Raw genomic sequence first — 16,561 nt, 5'->3', positions numbered from 1 at the left:
GCAAAATAAAGCGGCGTACCGCACCGCCGCGTTATTTCGTGGAAGGGTTATCCTGTTCCGGTTTGCCGTTGATCATATCGCACAACATAGAGAGCAGCATTAACCGGACTTTAAAGGGAGAGTGACTGAACACGCGTATACACCTCTTAAATTCGTTCATATAAACCTCCTGATGTTTCTATCCCATCGATCCGTGAGGGATGTCTGCATTACATACAGATATAGCACAGGCTATGTTTTATAGCTATTGCTAAAACGTTAATTTTTTGTGCCCGGACAACTCTGGTTTACAATGAGCGCTCTGTCAGCTGACGCGTTAACGCGTCACAGAAACGAGGAAGCAAAATGGGTCGTCGCGCAGGTACGCCAACAACAAAAAAAGTGACGCAATTGGTGAACGTAGAAGAACACGTTGAAGGATTTCGTCAGGTCAGAGAGGCGCATCGCCGTGAGTTGATAGACGATTACGTTGAGCTGATTTCCGATTTAATTATTGAGGTAGGGGAAGCGCGTCAGGTGGATATGGCGGCGCGGCTCGGCGTCTCCCAGCCGACTGTGGCCAAAATGCTTAAGCGCCTGGCATCGTTAGGATTTATTCAAATGATCCCCTGGCGCGGCGTTTTTCTGACGCCGGAAGGGGAGAAGCTGGCGCAGGAAAGCCGCGAGCGGCATCAAATTGTCGAAAATTTTTTACTGGTATTAGGCGTAAGCCCGGAAATCGCGCGTCGTGATGCGGAAGGGATGGAACACCATGTCAGCCAGGAGACATTGGATGCCTTTTTGGCCTTCACGCAACAGCATGGAACATCTGCAGAATGAATCTGGCCTTTTTACGGGCGCTGCGGCGTGACCGTTTTTTTCAGTTGTTGATCATTGTGGGGATGGCGCTAAGCCTGTTTGTTCCTTTTGCGCCCCGCGCCTGGCCTGGCGCGATTGACTGGCACACCATTATTACCCTCAGTGGGTTAATGTTGCTCACTAAAGGCGTTGAGCTGAGCGGCTATTTTGATGTGCTGGGACGCAAGATGACGCGCCGATTTCATACCGAGCGGCAACTGGCGATGTTCCTGGTGCTGGCTGCGGCGGTGCTGTCGACCTTTCTGACAAACGATGTCGCGCTGTTTATCGTTGTGCCGCTGACGATAACGTTGAAAAAACTGTGTGCGATTCCGGTCAACCGATTGATTATTTTTGAGGCGTTGGCGGTGAACGCCGGTTCGCTGCTGACGCCTGTCGGTAATCCGCAAAATATTCTGTTGTGGGGACGCTCCGGCTTAAGCTTTGCTGAATTTAGCGGGCAAATGGCGCCGCTTGCCGTCATGATGATGCTGACGTTACTGCTCCTGTGCTGGTTTTGTTTTCCGGGTAGGGCGTTACAGTATCATACCGGTACGCGTTCGCCGCAGTGGCAGCCCCGTCTGGTGTGGAGTTGCCTGGGATTATATGTCGTTTTTCTTACCGCGCTGGAGCTCAGGCAAGAGTTATGGGGACTGGTGTTGGTGGCGGCTGGGTTTATTGTGCTGGCGCGCAGGGTGATAGTCAGCGTGGACTGGACGCTGCTGCTGGTATTTATGGCGATGTTTATTGATGTCCATCTGCTAACGCAATTGCCGGCGTTGCAGGGCGTTTTCAACCAGGTTGGCGCACTGTCTCACCTGGGACTTTGGCTAACCGCTATCGGCTTGTCTCAGGTTATCAGTAATGTGCCCAGTACCATTCTCCTGCTGAACTATGTACCGGCCTCGACGCTGCTGGCGTGGGCGGTGAATATCGGCGGGTTTGGTCTGCTGCCGGGGTCGCTGGCAAATCTTATTGCTTTACGGATGGCGAACGATCGCCGAATCTGGTGGCGATTTCATTTCTATTCGTTGCCGATGCTGGCATGGGCGGCGCTGGTGGGATATGGATTATTGCAACTGGTGCCGTAAGAGAAGCCCGATAGTATCTATCGGGCTTCGCAGGCAGAGTCTGTCAGTTCAGACGAACCGGCATCCCGGAACGATCCTGAACCGCCTGTTGTACGACGGTCTGATCAACGTCAGGCTCGTTGGTGACGGCCAGGATACTCTTATTAAGCGTGATCGGCACCGCTTCCTTACCTTCAAACTGCGCTTCCGTCGTTGACAGCGGGTTATGCACCTCAATGTAACGGCTACCGTCCGGCTCGGTGGTGGCTTTTACCGGTTCATCGATAAACTGCACGCGGGTACCGACCGGCACATTTTCAAACAGGAATTTGATATCGTCGTTGCGCAGACGCACACAGCCGTGGCTCACGCGAAGCCCGATGCCGAAGTTGGCGTTGGTGCCGTGAATAGCATACAGGCGACCAATGTACAGCGCGTACAGGCCCATCGGGTTATCCGGACCCGCAGGCACGACGGCAGGCAGCGGCTCGCCGGCGGCGCGATATTCAGCGTGCATTTTCGCCGTAGGCGTCCAGGTCGGACCGGCTTTTTTACGTTCAACTTTGGTCGTCCAGTTGATAGGCGTGTCTTTACCTAACTGACCGATCCCAATCGGCAGGACGATAACGGTGTTTGTGCCTTTCGGGTAGTAATAGAGGCGCATTTCCGCGCTATTGATGATAATGCCTTCGTGTACGGTATCCGGCAGGATCAGCTGCTGCGGAATATTCAGCACGGTACCGCCCTTCGGCAGGAAGGTATCCACGCCAGGGTTGGCTTCCAGCATGTTGGAGAGCCCCATCTGATACTCCGCGGCAAAATACTCCAGCGGCTGGGTATTGCCCTCCGGAACGGTGATGACCTGATTTTGCCCAATTAAACGGCTACCATCGGTAGGCAGCGGGTAAGTGACTGCTGAGGCTGTTTTACAAAAACCAACTACAGCGAAAGCCGCCGCGAAAAGCGTTATTAATTTCATATTCATGTTATGCGAGATTCTGTGCCAAGCAGGCTAGTAGGTTGAGAATTCTGTCATGTTGGGAGCGCATTATAGGTGCATTCCAGTAAACAGGGAATTCAGATGTGTACGAAATCACGTTTTTTTCCCTTACGGTTCAGTGTAGCCCTTTGTACAGGGCGCGATCTTATTTCAGACTTGTGGCATAATAAGCGGTTTGTCACATCTTTTTTCAGGATAAGCCTGTGTTAGTTTCCAGCAACGTTACCATGCAGTTCGGCAGTAAGCCGCTGTTCGAAAACATTTCCGTCAAATTTGGCGGCGGCAACCGTTACGGCCTGATCGGCGCCAACGGTAGCGGAAAGTCCACTTTTATGAAAATCCTCGGCGGCGACCTGGAGCCGACGCTGGGCAATGTTTCCCTCGATCCGAATGAGCGCATCGGTAAGCTGCGTCAGGACCAGTTCGCTTTTGAAACATTCACCGTACTTGATACTGTCATTATGGGGCATGGCGAACTGTGGGAAGTCAAGCAGGAGCGCGACCGTATCTACGCCTTGCCGGAAATGAGCGAAGAAGACGGTTATAAAGTCGCCGATCTGGAAGTAAAATACGGCGAGATGGACGGTTATTCCGCTGAGGCGCGCGCGGGCGAACTGCTGTTGGGGGTGGGCATCCCGCTGGAGCAGCATTACGGTCTGATGAGTGAAGTCGCGCCAGGCTGGAAATTGCGTGTGCTGCTGGCGCAGGCGTTATTCTCTAATCCGGACATCCTGTTGCTCGACGAACCGACCAACAACCTGGATATTGATACTATCCGTTGGCTGGAGCAGGTGCTGAACGAGCGCGATAGCACGATGATCATCATTTCGCACGACCGTCACTTCCTGAACATGGTTTGTACGCATATGGCGGATCTGGATTACGGCGACTTGCGCGTCTATCCGGGTAACTATGATGAGTATATGACGGCGGCGACCCAGGCGCGTGAACGTCTGTTGGCCGATAATGCGAAGAAAAAAGCGCAAATTGCCGAGCTGCAATCTTTTGTTAGCCGTTTTAGCGCCAATGCCTCTAAATCGCGTCAGGCAACGTCGCGCGCGCGGCAGATTGATAAAATCAAGCTGGAAGAGGTGAAAGCCTCCAGCCGTCAGAACCCGTTCATCCGTTTTGAGCAGGATAAAAAACTGTTCCGTAACGCTCTGGAAGTGGAGGCGCTGACGAAAGGTTTTGATAACGGTCCGCTGTTTAAAAATGTCAATTTGCTGCTCGAAGTCGGCGAGAAGCTGGCGGTACTCGGCACCAATGGCGTGGGTAAATCTACGCTGCTGAAGACGCTGGTTGGCGATCTGGACGCCGATCATGGCACCGTTAAATGGTCGGAAAACGCGCGTATTGGTTACTACGCGCAGGACCACGAATATGAATTCGAAAATGACCTGACGGTGTTTGAATGGATGAGTCAGTGGAAGCAGGAAGGCGACGACGAGCAGGCAGTGCGCAGTATTCTGGGTCGCCTGCTATTTAGCCAGGATGATATCAAAAAGCCTGCGAAAGTCCTCTCCGGTGGCGAGAAGGGCCGTATGCTGTTCGGCAAACTGATGATGCAAAAGCCGAATATCCTGATCATGGACGAACCGACTAACCACCTGGATATGGAGTCGATCGAATCGCTGAATATGGCGCTGGAGCTGTATCAGGGCACGCTGATCTTTGTTTCGCACGACCGTGAGTTCGTCAGCTCGCTGGCAACCCGCGTCATTGAAATTACGCCGGAGCGCGTGGTGGACTTCAGCGGCAACTACGACGATTATTTGCGTAGTAAAGGGATTGAAAGCTAAACACTGACGCCCGGTGGCGCTGTGCTTACCGGGCCTACGTATCCTGGCGCGTAGGTTCGGTAAGACGGGTGCGCCCAGGCAAAGGGCACACCGCAGGTGAGCGGGCAGGGCGGTACGACCGTCAAACGTCCATACCTAATGCCCGTTTACCGTGAATATTCAGATCGCGCAGCGTGAAGCGCCCTTCCCAGGTGGTTTCATAGTCCTCGCGCGGGAAATCGCCCGGTGATGCGCCTGTCTCCAGCGCCGCTTTCACCTTACGCGCATAGGCCAGATTTTTCTCACACATTGGCGCGGCAGGAATGTACATCACATTGCCCCAGCCCTGCTGGTTTTCGACGGGGGCGACGGAGTGGATGACATCGCAATGCCACCACACGGAATCCCCGGCTTCCAGCGGCGGAATGCTGGTTAACGCCGCCATCAGTAAAGGATGCCACTGTTCAGAAATCGGCAGCACCCGGCCCGGCGCGACGCCGCATAATTCATCTTCCGGGACATCATCCAGCAGCGGGCGCAGCAGAATATACGCCATCGCCTCCGGGATAGGGACGACATGAAGCAACCCCTGACCGGGCAGCATATCGGAGAGCGCGGTCCAGCCCTGGAAGGTGCGAAATACCGAGCATTTGGTGGTGTTATCCACCGTATACTCTTCAACTTCGGTACGGTGCGCCGCATTCCACGGATCGTACTGCTCGACGTTGCCGTTAAACACGCTGGCGAATACCTGCTGATAGGCTGGTAGCAGCCAGCGTTCCAGCGCGCCGGAGTCGGTATGCGCTCCCAGTCCTTTGGATGTGGTGCCCGGCGGGCGGCGACGGATGCGATCCGGGTAAATGATGCTGATATCCGGATTAAACCATCGCTTGCCGTCGTGCTCTACCTGCCACAGACGGTTGAGGAACGACTGCGCCAGCGCCATCTCTTCACTTTGACGGGCCTGCATTTGCGCCTGCGACCAGTAGACAGGATAGATTTCAGGCCGGGAGGCGCTCAGCGTACCGAAAAAATTATCCCCCGGTCCTTTATACACCTCGTCAAAATGGTTCTTGTCCAGATAGTCGAGCATCGACTGGTCCCATGCCAGCGCCTGTTCGCGTGGAAAATGACCTTTAATCACCGCGCACCCGCGGCGCTTAACCTCGGCGCGGGTGGCATCGCTAATGTTGCCCGTCGCCAGTTCGCTAAAAGGGATAATTGGCCATACCGGCTGTCCCTGCGCCTTCAGATCGTTAATTTCCGCCACCCGGGCTGCTATGGTGGCGCTCAAACGGTCGAACACCGCCTGTACGTCGCCGATTTGCGCGCGTAGCGCCTGCTTCATCTGACGAATGGCCGCTTTTGGGTCGGCGGGCAGCGTTTCGTGGGTAAAAGGAGTCGTTATATCAACCTCACCATCTTTCGTTCGAAAGTAAAATTAGTTACATGTGATACTTTAAGTTAAAATAAGGTTAATGCAAGTTTAAAATATTGCAGGGGCGCACAAGGAGGGAAGCGAGAGGAAAACGTAAGGTGGCCAGGACGCCTTAATGTCTTATGCGGCTATTCCTTTCGTTCAGCCACTTTTCATTCGAAATAAATTTGTGGTTCTGCTCACATTGTTATTAAAATGTTTCTGGTCGCAGTTACAGCCAGGAGCTTAAGTATGACCGTTAACGTTGTCGTTACCGATATGGACGGCACTTTTCTCGACGATGCCAGGCAGTACGATCGTGTACGCTTCATGGCGCAATACCAGGAACTGAAAAAACGTAATATCGAATTTGTGGTCGCCAGCGGTAATCAGTACTACCAGTTGATCTCCTTCTTCCCCGAGCTGAAAGACGAAATTTCCTTCGTCGCAGAAAATGGCGCGCTGGTGTATGAACATGGCAAGCAGTTGTTTCACGGGGAGCTAACCCGGCATGAGTCGCGTATTGTGATTGGCGAACTGCTGAAGGATAAGCAGCTTAACTTCGTCGCCTGTGGTCTGAAAAGCGCTTATGTCAGCAAAAACGCTCCCGAGACTTTCGTGGCGCTGATGGCCAAACATTATCACCGCCTGCAGCCGGTAAACGATTATCACGATATTGACGATATCCTGTTTAAGTTCTCCCTGAATTTGCCCGATGAACAAATTCCGCTGGTTATCGACAAACTGCACGTATCTCTGGATGGCATCATGAAGCCCGTCACCAGCGGCTTCGGTTTTATCGACCTGATTATCCCGGGACTGCATAAAGCGAATGGCATCAGTCGTCTGTTAAAGCGCTGGAACAGGTCGCCACAGAATGTCGTCGCCATTGGCGACAGCGGTAATGATGCGGAAATGTTGAAAATGGCGCATTACTCTTTTGCTATGGGCAATGCCGCAGACAATATCAAAGCGCTTTCACGCTATCACACTGATGATAATAACCATCAAGGCGCGCTCAACGTCATTCAGGCCGTGCTTGACGGCACCGATCCCTTCTGATTAACAGGCCTGCGCAGGCCTGTTAAGCGTAGCGCCATCAGGCAGTTCGGGCATATTGCCGATGGCGCTTGGGCAAATTACAGCATATGTTCGGTACGGGCGATGATATCGTCCTGCGCGTCCGGCGACAGCGCGGTGAAGAAGGCGGAGTAGCCTGCCACACGCACGACCAGATCGCGGTACTGGTCCGGATGTTTTTTCGCATCCAGCAGCGTTTCGCGTGACACGATGTTGTACTGAATATGCCAGCCTTTATGCACCTCAAAGAACGTCCGTAGCAGAACCATCAGTTTCTGTTTGTCGGATTCGTTTTCCAGCGTCGTTGGGTTCAGTTTCTGGTTGAGCAGCACGCCGCCGAGAATGGAACCGGTAGGTAATTTGCCTACGGAACCAATCACCGCCGTCGGGCCGAGATGATCCGTACCCGATGCAGGGCTTGCGCCTTCCGCCAGCGGTGTATGCGCTTTGCGACCATCCGGGGTAGCCATAGTCGCGGCGCCAAATGGCACGTTTGCTGAGATAGAGGACGTACCGGCGTAATAGTTGCCGCCCACAGGGCCACGACCGTAGCGCGGGTTATGGTACTGCTTCAGTTCGTCGATATAAGTCTGATAAGCGCGCGCCAGCAGGGTATCGACACTGTCATCGTCGTTACCGTACTTCGGCGCGCCGTTAATCAGACGCTGGCGCAGCTGCTCATGGGTCAGCCCGTCAAAGTCATCGGCCAGCGCGGCGGCAAGCTGCTGTTGACCGATAACGCCCTGTTCGAAGACCAGTTTTTTCACGGCAGCGAGGCTGTTGCCCAGGTTGGCGATACCGACCTGCAGACCGGATACCCAGTCATATTTAGCGCCGCCTTGCTTGATACTCTTCGCGCGTTCAATACAGTCGTCTACCAGCGCTGAGCAGAGAATATCGTGGACGTTCTCTTCCAACATGGTGTCGACCACATACTCAATTTCGATCGATTTGCGCGTGTAGTAGCGAATTTGGGTATCCCAGGCGGCCATCACTTCGTCAAAATTGTTAAAGTTGCCTGCGGAGAGCGCCTTTTCCTGCGGCAGAAATACCTTGCCGCTGGTGGCGTCGCGACCGCCTTCCAGCGCCGCCAGCATGACGCGGGCGAAGTTAATAAAGCTCATGCCGGTGCAGCGATAACCCCATTTCCCGCCAACGGCGGTTTCGATACAGCCGATCGCCGCGTAATCGTAAGCGTCCTGCGGTTCGATCCCCAACTTGATAAATTCCGGGATGACGATTTCATCATTGTTAAACGCCGGCATCCCAAAGCCGCAGCGGATGACCTGGACGCAGGCGTCAAGGAAGTCGTTACTCATTCCGGCGTGATAACGCACACTGAGGTTGGGCTGGGTAGAACGCAGACGTCCACAGGACTCCAGAATGGCGTAAGACAGCGGATTCACTGCGTCCATTGGCTGACCGTTGATGAGATTCTGACCGCCAATGGTGACGTTTTGATACAGCGGGCTGCCCGCGGAAGCTTTAGAGTGCGAACCGGAACGGATCTTGTTTACTTCCAGCAGTTTCAGCCAGCAGCTGTGCAGCAGTTCAATGGCGAGCTCACGATCCAGCGTCTGGTTTAGTTCGACATCGCGACGATAATAGGGGTAAAGATACTGGTCCATACGACCAAATGACACCGAGTGACCGTTAGACTCAATTTGTAGAATCAGTTGGATGAAGTAGCACAATTGCAGTGCTTGCCAGAAGGTCTGCGGCGGTTGGTGGGCGATCACCTCGCAGTTTTCGGCGATGGTAAGTAGCTCTTTACGACGGCTTTCACGGGACTCTTCGCCTGCCATCTGGCGCGCCAGCGCGGCAAAGCGCGTGATGTGCTGGCTTACCGCGTCCAGCACAATATCAATCGCCTTCAGGAACTGCTCGCCATGCAGATCTTCCAGCACGGTCAGGTTGATGCGTGAGCGGCGCTCGGCGACTTTATCGCGCAGGCCATCAAGCCCTTTTTCCAGCAGCAGCGGGAAGTTCACCGCCAGGTGCGCGTCACCGGAGGTCATATTGCCTTCGGCTTTGATAATGCCAGTCGCCAGAAGCCCTTTTTGTTCATCGGTAAACATGCCGTAGCAGCGATCCTGGACGGTTTGACCGCGCCACCACGGACAGACGTCGTGCAGAATACGCTTGTTTTCTTCACTTACGGAAAAACCTGCGCCAGGCCGGTCTGCCAGGTCGTCGATCTCTTTTTCAATCCACGAGACGGTATATTCCGGGAAAATCGGCGCGGCGCGGACTTCACTTGCCTGGTTGCCGACGATCAGTTCATCGTGTTTTATCCAGATAGTGCGTTCCGCCAGGTGATGGGCCAGCGCCAGCGCGCGGCGTACCGGAATCGGTTTATCCAGATGCTGCTGGTACATTTCGGTATAATGCTGCGCGCGCTCGGTACAGACCGGCGGTTTCACGATATGTACCAGCGCGGTTTTGTGCGCCTTAATGCGGTCGCTGAGCGTGTCCAGTTTCAGTTGGGTCATGATAATTATCCTCGTAGGGTCGCGGTTAAACCTTTTTGGCTGGCGTACTTCTGGGCAAAATCAAGTAACGCCGGCGCATCCAGTGGTTTATCCGGGGCATGATAGGGCTGACTGAGTAAGTGGTATTTATTGATGCCCAGCGTGTGGTAGGGCAGAAAATGAATTTCCCCGACGTGCAGTTCGTCGGCGGCAAAGTCGGTAATGGCTTTAATGGCCTCCTCATCGGCATTAAATCCCTGAATCAGCGGGACGCGAATCACCATTTTTTTGCCCGCGGCGGCGAGTTTCCTGAGATTTTCCAGCACCCGCGAGGCGCTGCCATCGGTCCACTGCTTAAACGGCCCGTCGGCGACATGTTTCAAATCAGCCAGAAACAGATCGATATAAGGCAGTGAGGGCGCAATGTATTTCCATGGGACATGCAGACAGGTCTCAACCGCTGTATGAATACCGGCGTCATGGCTGGCTTTAAACAGCTCTGCCGCTAGTTCCGGCTGCATAAACGGTTCGCCGCCGGAAAGCGTAAGACCGCCGCCGCTGCGATCGTAAAAAGGTTTATCGCGCAGTACCGTCGCCATGATCTCATCCACGCTTTTTATTTCGCCGCACACGGTTAACGCCTGTGTGGGGCAGCAATGCGCCAGGACGGAAAAATGGGCGTCGGTCAGTTTCTCGCGATGGATGAGCAGGCCGTTTAGCGCGCGCTCAATGACGTCCGGCGCGGCTTGCGCGCACAGGTCGCATCCTTCGAGACACAGCCGCGCGTCGTATAACAGATCCTGAGCGCGGGCGCGGCTTTCCGGGTTCTGGCACCAGCGACAGCCCAACGAACAGCCTTTGAGAAATACTACGGTACGGATACCGGGGCCATCGTGGGTAGAATAGCGCTGAATATTGAAGATCATAAACGGCCTCTCTTATTTCATATAAAGATTAAATTACTTTCGAATGAAAGTTATCTTGATGTGCGTCAACGAATGGAGAGGTTCTGACAAAGAGGCGTTAAATGAGGTACAACATCACGGGTTGAGGCTGTGATATGGCGTTTAAGATGATGCCGCGCTGCTTGAGCCGATCGTCAGTCGGAGCTTGGGTAAGCTGGCTTTGCGTCTGATGACAGTAATTATCTGTTGATACAGCACGGCCATAAACCGTGCTTCGGTATGTTTATCCGTAAAGTGGCTACTGCCCGCAGACCTCACAGCCGGGGTTGCGCATCAACTTCATTTCGCGGAACTGACAGGTCATCGCATCGTACATGACGATTTTTCCGCTGGCAGGCTGACCGTAATGCGCCAGCAGCTTAATGGCCTCCATTGCCTGTAGCGAACCGATCACACCAATCAGCGGCGCCATCACCCCTGCCTCTACGCAGGTCAGAGCGTTTTCGCCAAACAGACGGCTCAGGCAGCGGTAACAGGGTTCGTTTTCCCGATACGTAAAGACGGTAACTTGTCCTTCCATACGAATTGCCGCGCCGGAGATTAGCGGCACTTTCGCGGTATAGCACCCGGCGTTAAGTTGATTACGTACGCTAACGTTATCGGTACAGTCCAGTACCAGCGAATGCCCGGCAATCAGGCTGGTCATAGCGTCGTCGTCCAGCCGCGCGTTAACGGGCGTAATGGTAATATGCGGGTTGATTCGCGCCAGCGCGTCGCGGGCGGACTCTACCTTTGGCTGCCCGACCGTGGCGTCGCTGTGCAAGGTTTGACGCTGGAGATTGGAAACGGAAACGGTATCAAAATCGAGTAGCGTCAGTTGCCCGACGCCAGCGCCGGCCAGATACTGCGTTGCCGCGCAGCCGAGTCCGCCTAGCCCGACCACTAATACCCGCGCATCTTTTAACGCTTCCTGCCCTTCAAAATCGAAGCCGCGCAGAATAATTTGTCGGTTATAGCGCAGCATCTCCTGGTCGCTAAGTTCCGCCATTACAGGCCTCCGAACAGAGCATTAAACGGCTCGACTTCCACCCATTCTCCCGGCTCAACATTGCCGCGTTCACGCTCCAGCACAATAAAGCAGTTGCCCAGACTAAACGAGCTGAAAATATGTGAACCCTGGTGCCCGGTGGTCGTGACCTCCAGTTCGCCGTTGGCGCTACGTTGCAGGATGCCGCGCTGGAAATCGAGACGCCCCGGCGTTTTCTTCAGGCGAGATGTTGTGCGTACACGCTGGCGCGGCGGTACAGCGCTTGCCGTGTTGCCGCCAAGCTTCGCCAGTAAAGGCTGAACCAGTTGATAAAAAGTGAGCGCCGCAGAGACTGGATTCCCCGGCAGGCCACAGAACCAGCTATTACTGAGTTTGCCGAAGGCAAACGGTTTGCCTGGCTTGATAGCCAGCTTCCAGAAGGCGATTTCGCCCAACTCCTCAAGGATGGTTTTGGTATAGTCCGCTTCACCAACCGAGACGCCGCCGGAGCTTATCACTACATCGGCCTGGCTGTCGGCGTCGATAAACGCGGCGCGAAGCTTACCGGGATCGTCAGGAATAATGCCTAAATTGATCACTTCGCAGCCAAGCTGTTGCAGCATCAAATGTATAGTTAGACGGTTAGTGTCATAAATTTGTCCCGCCTCCAGCGGCTGGCCCGGAAGCTGGAGCTCGTCGCCGGTCGAGAACAGCGCTACGCGCACTTTACGTACAACCTGCGCATCGGCAATTCCCAGCGACGCCAGCACCGGCAGTTCGGCAGTAGTCAGGCGTGTACCGGCCGGAAAGACCACCGCATCCTGGCGAATATCCTCGCCGCGGCGGCGGATGTTTTGTCCGCAACGAACATCGGCGGTAAAACGCACGCCGTCATCGGTTTGTTCCGTCTGCTCTTGCATAACTACCGCCTCGCAACCTGTCGGCACCGGGGCGCCGGTCATAATGCGAATGCAGGTGCCCGCAGGCCACTCTCCCTGGTAAGGCTGACCGGCAAATGCTTTGCCGGCGACGGGCAGCGGCTTATCGGCGGACAAATCCGCCACGCGTACCGCATAACCATCCATAGCTGAATTATCAAAGCCGGGAACATCGAGGGGAGAAACGATATCGGTCGCCAGGATGCGGCCAAAGCAGTTCACCAGCGGCAACGTTTCTACGGCGGTGAGCGGGGTAATACGTGAAAGCATCTGGGTCAGCGCCGTTTCAAGCGGCATCAATCCGGCGGAAAATTCCATGAACATACTCCTGCGAGGCAAAATCGAATCCGGCTATTATGTCAGAAAACAGTGGCGGGCAGTATGCTACCTCGGTCTTAGAGACGGCCTTGCGCCTTTACATACCTTACGCATCTTTCTATATTCAAAAATCGAATGAATAACTCACAACAATTCTGATAGTTATAGTAAAAGTTGTGTGCCACCGTGAACAGCGCCTGAATAGGGATACGCCTGGCACAGGAATTTACCGGGAATAAGGAGCCGCAGGTGCCGCACAGCGATGAACTGGATAGCCGCGATGTTCTGTCCGTCAGTAGCCTGAATATCGCGTTTCACCACGAAGGGCAACAGGTAGACGCCGTGCGTAATGTGTCATTACGCCTGAAGCGTGGAGAGACTCTGGCGATTGTCGGCGAGTCGGGATCGGGAAAATCGGTGACGGCGCTGGCGTTAATGCGGCTGATTGAGCAGTCGGGCGCAAACGTGCGCTGCGGCGAAATGCTGTTGCGTCGGCGTAATCGCCAGGTGATTGAGTTGTCTGAGCAGAGTGACGCGCAGATGCGGCGTGTGCGCGGCGCGGATATCGCCATGATTTTCCAGGAGCCAATGACCTCGCTCAACCCGGTATTTACCGTTGGCGAGCAAATTGCCGAATCTATTCGTTTGCATCAGGGCGCCAGCCACGAAGAGGCGCTGGCGGAAGCGAAACGTATGCTCGATCAGGTACGGATCCCGGAGTCGCAGGCGATTTTATCGCGTTATCCGCATCAGCTTTCCGGCGGGATGCGCCAGCGAGTCATGATCGCGATGGCGCTATCCTGCCGTCCGGCGGTATTGATTGCCGATGAACCCACCACGGCGCTGGATGTCACTATCCAGGCGCAAATTCTGCAACTTATCAAAGTGTTGCAGCAAGAGATGTCGATGGGCGTGATTTTTATCACCCACGACATGGGCGTCGTGGCGGATATTGCCGATCGCGTGCTGGTGATGTATCAGGGCGAGGCCGTGGAAACCGGCAGCGTAGAGCAGATTTTCCATGCGCCGACGCATCCTTATACCCAAACGTTGCTGGCCGCCGTCCCTCAGCTTGGCGCGATGCGCGGCCACTCGCTGCCACGCCGTTTCCCGTTGATTTCCGCTGACGAACCAGCCCTTTATGAATCGCAGATTGAGCAAGACACGGTGGTGGAAGGCGAGCCTATTCTCCAGGTTCGGGGGCTGGTGACGCGATTCCCGCTGCGTAGCGGTCTCTTTAATCGCGTTACGCGTGAAGTTCATGCCGTTGAGAATATCAGTTTCGATCTCTGGCCTGGCGAAACGTTATCGCTGGTGGGCGAGTCCGGTAGCGGAAAATCGACGACCGGACGCGCGCTGCTGCGGTTGGTTGAATCCCGGCAGGGGGAGATTATCTTTAACGGCCAGCGCATTGACACGCTGTCTGCGGGTAAACTCCAGCCGTTGCGCCGCGATATTCAGTGTATTTTCCAGGACCCTTACGCCTCGCTCGACCCGCGCCAGACCGTGGGGTATTCCATTATGGAACCTTTACGGATTCATGGTCTGGGGCAGGGGGACGCTGCGGCAAAGCGCGTGGCCTGGTTGCTTGAGCGTGTCGGATTACGTCCTGAACATGCCTGGCGTTATCCGCACGAGTTTTCCGGCGGTCAACGTCAGCGCATCTGCATTGCTCGCGCGCTGGCATTGAATCCTAAAGTGATTATTGCCGATGAGGCGGTCTCCGCGCTGGATGTTTCCGTTCGCGGACAGATCATTAATTTACTGCTCGATTTACAACGGGAAATGGGGATCGCCTACCTGTTTATTTCGCATGATATGGCGGTCGTGGAGCGAATTAGCCATCGCGTGGCGGTGATGTATCTTGGTCAAATTGTTGAGATGGGGCCGCGGCGCGCCGTTTTTGAAAATCCGCAGCATCCTTATACGCGTAAATTGATGGCGGCGGTGCCGGTTGCCGATCCTTCCAGACACCGGCCGCGGCGCGTTCTGCTATCAGATGATATACCCAGCAATATTCATAAACGTGGCGAAGAGACGCCCGCCGTTTCATTACAGTTGGTCGGGCCGGGACATTATGTTGCGCGGCCGCTGCAGGATAATGCGCTCTCGCGCTTATAACATTCAGACAGGCAGGGTTTCAGGAGAACAACATGACGCAATTTATTACGCATAAATGGCTGGCGGCGCTGGGACTGGCCTCATCCATTGCGGCTTTTCCGGCCCTGGCGGCCAAAGATGTGGTGGTGGCTGTAGGGTCTAATTTCACCACGCTCGATCCGTATGACGCCAACGATACACTCTCGCAGGCGGTGGCGAAGTCATTTTATCAGGGGCTGTTTGGCCTGGATAAAGACATGAAGGTAAAAAACGTCCTGGCGGAAGGCTATACCGTTTCTGATGACGGTCTGACCTACACCATTACCCTACGGCAGGGGGTGAAATTTCAGGACGGCGCGGATTTTAATGCGGCGGCGGTAAAAGCGAATCTCGATCGCGCCAGCAATCCGGATAACCACCTCAAGCGTTATAACCTGTATAAAAATATCGCAAAAACGGAGGTTGTCGACCCGGCAACGGTAAAAATTACCCTGAAACAGCCGTTCTCCGCTTTCATTAATATTCTGGCGCACCCGGCGACGGCGATGATCTCGCCGCAAGCGCTGGAAAAATATGGCAAGGATATTGGTTTTCATCCGGTCGGTACCGGTCCATACCAGCTTGAAACCTGGAATCAGACCGACTTTGTCAAAGTGAAGAAGTTCGCCGGTTACTGGCAGCAGGGCTTACCCAAGCTGGATTCTATTACCTGGCGTCCGGTTACTGACAACAATACCCGCGCGGCGATGCTGCAAACTGGCGAAGCGCAATTTGCTTTTCCTATCCCTTATGAGCAGGCCGCGTTACTGGCGAAAAATAAAAACCTCGAACTGGTCGCCAGCCCGTCCATTATGCAGCGTTATATCAGTATGAATGTGACGCAGAAGCCGTTTGATAATCCTAAGGTGCGTGAGGCGTTGAATTACGCTATCAATCGTCAGGCGCTGGTTAAAGTGGCGTTTGCCGGATACGCCACGCCGGCGACGGGCGTGGTGCCGCCGTCGATAGCCTATGCGCAAAGCTATCAGCCGTGGCCCTATGATCCGGCTAAAGCGCGCGAACTGTTGAAAGAGGCGGGGTATCCAGACGGTTTCAGTACCACGCTGTGGTCATCGCACAACCATAGCACCGCGCAAAAAGTGTTGCAGTTTACCCAACAGCAACTGGCGCAGATTGGCATTAAAGCCCGGATAACCGCGATGGACGCCGGCCAGCGCGCCGCGGAAGTCGAGGGCAAAGGGCAAAAAGAGAGCGGTGTGCGAATGTTCTATACCGGCTGGTCGGCGTCGACGGGCGAAGCTGACTGGGCGTTATCGCCGCTCTTCGCATCACAAAACTGGCCGCCGACGCAGTTTAATACCGCTTTTTACAGCAACAAGCAGGTCGACAGCGATTTGGCGGCGGCCTTAAAGACCAACGATCCGCAGGAGAAAACACGATTGTACAAAGAGGCGCAGGATATTATCTGGAAAGAGTCGCCCTGGATACCGTTGGTGGTGGAGAAATTGGTTTCTGCGCACAGTAAAAATTTGACCGGTTTCTGGATTATGCCGGATACCGGTTTCAGCTTTGACGATGCGGATTTGAAGTAAGTAATGCGATGGGGCTGGATGGCGCGCG

General features: G+C 54.5%; 13 protein-coding genes. 6 read left to right on the top strand and 7 right to left on the bottom strand.

Annotation, left to right across the window (positions count from 1 at the left end):
* Positions 1–31: 31 nt before the first annotated feature.
* Positions 32–160: a manganase accumulation protein MntS gene (mntS, locus tag ACLD4K_RS10450; RefSeq protein WP_001001755.1), complete on the bottom strand. Its 129-nt coding sequence runs from the start codon at positions 158–160 to the stop codon at positions 32–34.
* 185 nt (positions 161–345) lie between these two features.
* Here mntS and mntR point away from each other — a divergent pair, with 185 nt between their 5' ends.
* Both mntR and ACLD4K_RS10440 read left to right on the top strand, forming a co-directional pair.
* Entirely contained in the window at positions 346–819 is a 474-nt protein-coding gene (mntR, locus tag ACLD4K_RS10445) for a manganese-binding transcriptional regulator MntR (protein WP_000533542.1), read from the top strand.
* Positions 816–1,928 carry an anion transporter gene (locus ACLD4K_RS10440; RefSeq protein WP_411011816.1) on the top strand — a complete coding sequence of 371 codons (1,113 nt, stop codon included), beginning with the start codon at positions 816–818 and terminating at the stop codon, positions 1,926–1,928. The genes mntR and ACLD4K_RS10440 overlap by 4 nt, the downstream gene beginning before the upstream one ends.
* A gap of 43 nt (positions 1,929–1,971) precedes the next feature.
* Here the strand turns inward: ACLD4K_RS10440 and ldtB are convergent, their stop codons facing one another.
* Complete coding sequence (ldtB, locus tag ACLD4K_RS10435) at positions 1,972–2,892, bottom strand: L,D-transpeptidase (protein ID WP_411011815.1); 921 nt, start codon at positions 2,890–2,892, stop codon at positions 1,972–1,974.
* 218 nt (positions 2,893–3,110) lie between these two features.
* Here ldtB and ACLD4K_RS10430 point away from each other — a divergent pair, with 218 nt between their 5' ends.
* Positions 3,111–4,706, top strand: a complete 1,596-nt coding sequence (locus tag ACLD4K_RS10430; RefSeq protein WP_000961480.1) for an ABC-F family ATPase — start codon at positions 3,111–3,113, stop codon at positions 4,704–4,706.
* 121 nt (positions 4,707–4,827) lie between these two features.
* Here ACLD4K_RS10430 and ACLD4K_RS10425 read toward each other — a convergent pair whose 3' ends face one another.
* Complete coding sequence (locus tag ACLD4K_RS10425) at positions 4,828–6,093, bottom strand: DUF1479 domain-containing protein (protein ID WP_048591578.1); 1,266 nt, start codon at positions 6,091–6,093, stop codon at positions 4,828–4,830.
* A 261-nt stretch (positions 6,094–6,354) separates the two neighbouring features.
* On the opposite strand from ACLD4K_RS10425, the gene ACLD4K_RS10420 reads away from it, so the two are divergent.
* Positions 6,355–7,164 carry a Cof-type HAD-IIB family hydrolase gene (locus tag ACLD4K_RS10420; RefSeq protein WP_058109547.1) on the top strand — a complete coding sequence of 270 codons (810 nt, stop codon included), beginning with the start codon at positions 6,355–6,357 and terminating at the stop codon, positions 7,162–7,164.
* A gap of 77 nt (positions 7,165–7,241) precedes the next feature.
* Here ACLD4K_RS10420 and ACLD4K_RS10415 read toward each other — a convergent pair whose 3' ends face one another.
* The 4 genes from ACLD4K_RS10415 to moeA all read right to left on the bottom strand — a co-directional run bounded on the left by ACLD4K_RS10415 (position 7,242) and on the right by moeA (position 12,841).
* Positions 7,242–9,674, bottom strand: a complete 2,433-nt coding sequence (locus tag ACLD4K_RS10415; RefSeq protein WP_411011814.1) for a glycyl radical protein — start codon at positions 9,672–9,674, stop codon at positions 7,242–7,244.
* Positions 9,675–9,679: 5 nt separating this feature from the next.
* Positions 9,680–10,579 carry a glycyl-radical enzyme activating protein gene (locus tag ACLD4K_RS10410; RefSeq protein WP_350387354.1) on the bottom strand — a complete coding sequence of 300 codons (900 nt, stop codon included), beginning with the start codon at positions 10,577–10,579 and terminating at the stop codon, positions 9,680–9,682.
* 277 nt (positions 10,580–10,856) lie between these two features.
* Positions 10,857–11,606: a molybdopterin-synthase adenylyltransferase MoeB gene (gene moeB, locus ACLD4K_RS10405; protein WP_000829280.1), complete on the bottom strand. Its 750-nt coding sequence runs from the start codon at positions 11,604–11,606 to the stop codon at positions 10,857–10,859.
* A complete protein-coding gene (gene moeA / locus ACLD4K_RS10400; RefSeq protein WP_001522974.1) occupies positions 11,606–12,841 on the bottom strand; it encodes a molybdopterin molybdotransferase MoeA in 1,236 nt (411 codons plus the stop codon). Before moeA ends, moeB begins: the two co-directional genes overlap by 1 nt.
* 249 nt (positions 12,842–13,090) lie before the next feature.
* Between moeA and gsiA the strand changes: the two genes are divergently transcribed.
* Entirely contained in the window at positions 13,091–14,962 is a 1,872-nt protein-coding gene (gsiA, locus tag ACLD4K_RS10395) for a glutathione ABC transporter ATP-binding protein GsiA (protein WP_411011813.1), read from the top strand.
* Between the two features lie 32 nt (positions 14,963–14,994).
* Positions 14,995–16,533, top strand: coding sequence for a glutathione ABC transporter substrate-binding protein GsiB (gsiB, locus tag ACLD4K_RS10390; protein ID WP_000191432.1), 1,539 nt, complete (start codon positions 14,995–14,997; stop codon positions 16,531–16,533).
* The last annotated feature ends 28 nt before the right edge of the window (positions 16,534–16,561 follow it).

Source organism: Salmonella sp. 741265055_HSA, assembly GCF_046569525.1.
GTDB lineage: Bacteria > Pseudomonadota > Gammaproteobacteria > Enterobacterales > Enterobacteriaceae > Salmonella > Salmonella enterica.
This window is presented reverse-complemented; position numbering and strand designations above follow the sequence as displayed.